Below are 4,876 nucleotides of genomic sequence, written 5' to 3'. Positions count from 1 at the left end.
ACGTCGTGGCATTCGATATAGCCGAACTCCGGCGTCTTGTCCGCAATCGCCTTGCGCAGATAGTCGGAATCGTATGCCGTCCATGCCCCGGCGGAAACGAGGTAATATTCATCCTGCGCCAGACGGACGATGGTATATTCCGTGCGGGTGGTGCCCGCGCCGGTCAGCGCATAGGTCAGGTTGATCCGCCCGACCGAGGGCAGCTTATTGCAGGTAAACCAGTCAAGAAACTGCGTAGCACCCGGCCCCTTCACGAGGTGTTTGGTAAAGGCGGTGGCATCGATCAGGCCCACGCCCTCGCGGATCGCCTTGGCTTCTTCCACCGCGTATTGCCACCATTTGCCGCGCCGGAAGCTGCGGCTGTCGTGGTCGGAAAACCCTTCGGGCGCGAAATAATTGGGGCGTTCCCAACCGTTGACCCAGCCGAACTGCGCGCCTCGGGCGGCCTGACGGTCATAGGCGGGCGATGTGCGCAAGGGCCGGCACGCGGGGCGCTCTTCGTCGGGGTGGTGGAGGATATAGACGTGTTCGTAGGCCTCCTCGTTCTTGCGGGCGGCGAATTCGGTGGTCATCCAGTCGCCGTAGCGCTTGGGGTCGAGCGATGCCATATCGATCTCCGCCTCACCGTCGACCATGAGCTGCGCGAGATAATAGCCGGTGCCGCCCGCTGCGGTGATCCCGAAAGAGAAGCCTTCGGCCAGCCACATGTTGCGCAGGCCGGGCGCAGGACCCACCAGCGGGTTGCCATCGGGCGTGTAGCAGATCGGCCCGTTGAAATCGTCCTTCAGACCGCAGTCTTCCGCCGAGGGGATGCGGTGGTTCATGGCCATGTACTGATCCTCGATCCGGTCGAGATCGAGCTGGAACAGATCGGCGCGGAAGCTGTCGGGCACGCCATATTCAAAGCGGGCGGGCGCGCCCTTTTCATAGACGCCGAGGATCCAGCCGCCGCGTTCCTCCCGCACGTAGCTTTGCGCATCGGCGTCGCGGATCACGGGATGTTCGACATTGCCCTCTTCGCGGCGGAACTTCACCAGTTCGGGGTCCTGATCCATTACGATGAACTGATGTTCGACCGGGATCGCCGGCATCTTGATACCCAGCATCTTCGCGGTGCGCTGCGCGTGGTTGCCGCTGGCGGTGACCACATGTTCCGCGGTGATGACGATCTGTTCGTCGGAGGGCACGAGGTTCCCGCCCTTTTCGATCATCTTGGAACAGGTGACCTCCCAGGCCTCGCCGTTCCAGTGGAAGGCATCGGCCTGCCACTTCCGCTCGATCGCCACGCCGCGCTGGCGCGCGCCCTTGGCCATCGCCATGGTCACATCCGCCGGGTTAATGTAGCCGTCGGTCTGGTGGTAGAGCGCACCCTTGAGGTCTTCGGTCCGGATCAGCGGCCATTTCGCCTTGATCTGTTCGGGCGTAAGCCATTCGTAGGGCACGCCGCATGTCTCGGCGGTGGAGGCATAGAGCATGTATTCATCCATGCGCTCATCCGTCTGGGCCATGCGCAGGTTGCCCACCACGGCAAAGCCCGCGTTCAGCCCGGTTTCTTCCTCGAGGGTCTTGTAGAACTTGATGGAATAGTCGTGGATATGCGTCGTGGCATAGGACATGTTGAAATAGGGCAGCAGACCCGCCGCGTGCCATGTGGAGCCGGAGGTGAGTTCGTCCCGCTCCAGCAGCATGACATCTTCCCAGCCCGCGCGCGCCAGATGATAGGCGATCGACGTACCGACCGCGCCCCCGCCCACGACGAGCGCCTTGACCTGCGTTTTCATTTCCCGACTCCCTGCAAGCAACTTGCCCCCTTTTAGAGGCGCGGCGGGAAAACCGCGCCCAACCGCCGACTTGTCATGGCTGAAAACCGACTTCGGACAATCGGTGCAAGCTCATGTTCATGCTCGCTTCGTCGGCGCAGGGGGTCAGGCTATGCAGTCACGGGCCGCGGCGCGTGATCCGCCGCCCATGCGCGGTACAGCCCGTGGAAATGGCGCATCGCAAGTTCGGAAATGCCATGATCCTCCGGGTCGGTCACGTACCATCCGTGCTGAAACCCCCGCTGTGCCATGCCGCGCTGCACGTTCTCGCATAGTGCCCTGTCTTCCTGCGAAACGACTTTGGTGGTCCAGACCGACCGCAGGCGATCGCGCTCCTCCGCACCTGCGTCGGTAGGCCGGGCAGGTTTCAGCGAGAGGGTATAGCGCGATGTCCGCCCCGGCCCCAATGGATCGAACCGAGAGACATAAAAGTTCTGCGTGCCGGGAAATCGCCCCAGCGTAATGTTGGGGAAGAGCCACCAGAAGGTTCCCACCAGAACGTCGTGGTCGAGGTCGAGCGGAAAAGCCCGGTTATCGGCTTTCCGCTTGGTGGGTGCCTCCTGATAGGTAAAGTTCGGGAACAGTGAAAAGCGGCTGTCCGGGATGGCCATCATCTCGTTGAAATCGGGATGCGCCGTCTGGCAGTGGTAACATTCGAGGTAATTGTCCAACATGACCTTCCAGTTGGACTCGCATATGTACGTATGGCCGAATTCCGCGCCCTCCCGGTTCGGGACATAGCGCGCGAGTTCTGGACAGGCCCGCAGAAGCTGCCCTTCCAACCCCGGGGCATATTCCCGCAATGGCGCCGCATTATTCCCCGGGTTGATGAACAGCAGCCCCGCCAGATTGTCGAGCGCGATCGGGATCAGTTTGAACCTGTCGAAATCCCCAGAGCGACGGGACAGTCCGCGCGCCCCGCGCAACGCTCCGTCAAGGCCGAACGTCCAGGCATGATACGGGCAGGTTATGCGGCTCTTGTTACCATGCCCTTCAACAAGACGATGGCCCCGGTGCGGGCAGACATTGGCGAAACATCTCAACTCTCCGTCCTGTGTACGGACAATGAAATAATCCTGATCCTGAATGGTGAAGCTGTAGAAGTCCCCCGGTGCCGAAGCATCGCTTTCGTGGCAAGCAAATTGCCATGTCTCATGAAGCAGGTGACGTTTTTCGGCCTCCGTCACCGCGGGATCGAGGTAATAATGCGCTTCCAGCGTGCCTTCCTGCCGGTCCTGTCCCTCCGCGATGCCCGAAACGATCTCAGCCTTCATGCGTTTCTCCCCCCAATTTCAACTGTGAGGTTATCGAGCCGAGCAACAAGACGACTGCCGAAAAACGACGTCAGGTCGCGGATGAAAGGATCTTGCCCGGATTCATGATGTTCTGCGGATCGAGCGCATGTTTGATCTTGCCCATCACATCGACTGCATCGCCAAGCTCGCGGCTCAGATAGGCCTGCTTGCCCTGCCCTATGCCATGTTCGCCGGTGCAGGTGCCCTCCATCGAAATCGCCAGGTCGGCCAGCCAACTGACGTAATCCTCGGCATGCCGCACCTCCTGCTCGTCTTCCATGTCCAACAGCAAGGAGGCATGGAAATTCCCGTCACCCGCATGGCCCACGATAGGGGCGATGAGCCCGAGTTCCGTTGCCTTGTCCTGCGCGGCCACCACCGCCTCAGCAAGGCGCGAGATGGGCACGCAAACGTCCGTGGCCACCGCCTTGCAGCCGGGGCGAAGCGCCAGCATCGCCCAATAGGCATCGTGCCGGGCCTGCCACAGGCGGTTGCGGTCCTCCGCCCGGGTCACGGCTTCGAACCCGGTGCCGCCGACCTCCGATGCGAGGTCACCGAAGATCTCTGCCTGTTCGACGACGCCCGCCTCGGTGCCATGAAATTCCAGCAGCAACAGCGGTGTGGCAGGCAGATCGAGGCCAGAGTGGGCGTTGATCGCGCCCACTGTCTGCGCATCCAGAAGCTCGATCCGTGCGACCGGCAACCCATACTGCACCACGGCCATCACCGCTTCGCAGGCGGCCCGGACACTGGGAAAGGAACACCGCGCGGAAGAGATGGATTCCGGTATCCCCTGAAGCCGCAGGGTCAGTTCCGTGATCACGCCCAGCGTGCCTTCGGCCCCCACCAGCAATCGGGTCAGATCGTAGCCCGCCGATGATTTTCGCGCCCGTTGGCCGGTGCGCACGACGCTGCCGTCCGGCATCACCGCCTCGACGCTCAGCACATTGTCCTTCATCGTGCCGTATCGCACCGCGTTGGTGCCCGACGCCCGCGTTGCCGCCATTCCGCCGAGCGAGGCATTGGCGCCGGGATCGATGGGAAAGAACAGCCCCATGTCCCGCAGATGCGTGTTCAACTCCTGCCGCGTGACCCCGGGCTGGACCCGGCAATCAAGATCGCCTGCGTTGACCGCGACAACGGCGTTCATCTCCGAAAGGTCGATGCAGATGCCGCCCGCCGGGGCGTTCACATGACCTTCGAGCGAGGTGCCCGTGCCGAAGGGAATGACCGGCACCCGGTGCTCGGCACAGGTCCGAACGATCTCGGCCACCTCCTCGGTGGAGCGTGCAAAGATCACCGCGTCGGGCGCCTGCGTGGGGATCCATGTGGTGGTATGGCCATGCTGCGAGCGAATCGCCTCGCCCGTCTGGAACCGTTCACCGAACCGCTGCTTCAGCACCCCCGAAGCGCTCGCGATGCCGCTCTCGTTGCGTTTCACTTCCGCCTCTCCCATAGCGGCCGTCACGGCCTGTCCCCCATCGCGATGCCTTCGCGGCGCGGATCGGCGCCGCCCCGCAGGTCATCGCCGATGGATATGATATGCAACCCCGACGTCAGCGCCCTCAGGTTCGTCTCGAACCCCATGGCGGCCAGCGGTTCGGCAAGCTCTGCCGCGGCTGTGCCCTCCTCCAGATCATAGGCGCCGAAGCGGTTGACCGCATGGGGCTGGGCGGAGGCCTCTTGCACGTCGTAGCCCCAGTCGACTCCTCCCATGATCGCCTCGGCCACGTAGCCGATGATGCGGCTCCCGCCGGGGCT

General features: G+C 62.9%; 4 protein-coding genes. All 4 read right to left on the bottom strand.

From position 1 onward, the window contains the following. A partial coding sequence (locus A3728_RS05565) for an FAD-dependent oxidoreductase (protein ID WP_067921011.1) occupies positions 1-1,781 on the bottom strand: 1,781 nt, incomplete at its 3' end. Between the two features lie 149 nt (positions 1,782-1,930). Further along, complete coding sequence (locus tag A3728_RS05560; protein ID WP_067921010.1) at positions 1,931-3,094, bottom strand: aromatic ring-hydroxylating oxygenase subunit alpha; 1,164 nt, start codon at positions 3,092-3,094, stop codon at positions 1,931-1,933. A 70-nt stretch (positions 3,095-3,164) separates the two neighbouring features. Continuing rightward, entirely contained in the window at positions 3,165-4,571 is a 1,407-nt protein-coding gene (locus A3728_RS05555; protein WP_067921008.1) for an FAD-binding oxidoreductase, read from the bottom strand. Between the two features lie 8 nt (positions 4,572-4,579). Continuing rightward, on the bottom strand, positions 4,580-4,876 hold a 297-nt coding region (locus A3728_RS05550; protein WP_201722296.1), incomplete at its 5' end, for a gamma-glutamyltransferase.

Source organism: Sulfitobacter sp. HI0040 (assembly GCF_001634885.1).
Lineage (GTDB): Bacteria > Pseudomonadota > Alphaproteobacteria > Rhodobacterales > Rhodobacteraceae > Sulfitobacter.
Note: the sequence above shows the minus strand (reverse complement) of the source record. Positions and strands in the feature narration are given on the sequence as shown.